This is a genomic window from Mesorhizobium sp. M2E.F.Ca.ET.209.01.1.1 (genome assembly GCF_004010375.2).
Taxonomy (GTDB): domain Bacteria; phylum Pseudomonadota; class Alphaproteobacteria; order Rhizobiales; family Rhizobiaceae; genus Mesorhizobium.
This window is the reverse complement of sequence record NZ_SADP02000155.1, coordinates 1-483: the sequence shown is the minus strand read 5'-3', so window position 1 is coordinate 483 and position 483 is coordinate 1. Positions and strand designations below refer to the sequence as shown.

Genomic DNA, 483 nt, shown 5'->3' with positions numbered 1-483 from the left:
AATCAAGCCCGCCGCCAGATCCAGAATGGCGGGATCGCGCAGTCCGGATGGAAGACCAGCTTCGCGGCTCCTGGTTGCGAGCCTGCAGGCGCGGCTTGGTCGGGATGATGCCGCGCCAGATCATCCAGCAAGGGCTGGATGCGCTCCCCATCGAATGTTTCGCCGCGGATCGCGGCAAGCGTATCGGAATGTGCCGCTGCCCAGCGCAGGGCCGCGACCAGCCCCTGTCCGTCCTTCGCCCGGTACGCCCAGAGATCGTCGCCGACCGAGGACATGACTCGCGCCAGCACCGTCCAGCCCTGCAAGGCAGATAGGGCGTAGTGCCTCGGGCGGGGGCGCGACAGTTCCTCAGGCAAGCGGCCGTCGGCGGCGATCTGGTCCGCTATCCGTTCGCGGGCATAGAGCCCCGCTTTCGCAAGCGCCGCGCCGTCACCCAGGAACGCCGCGATGGCCGCCCGCTGCAGGTCGAAGAAAACGCCGTGG

At 68.5% G+C, this 483-nt stretch carries 1 protein-coding gene; it reads right to left on the bottom strand.

Going from position 1 to position 483, the window contains the following annotated elements; genetic code table 11:
* Positions 1–2: 2 nt before the first annotated feature.
* The coding region (locus tag EN852_RS35060) for an alginate lyase family protein (RefSeq protein WP_189546351.1) at positions 3–483 on the bottom strand (481 nt) is incomplete at its 5' end.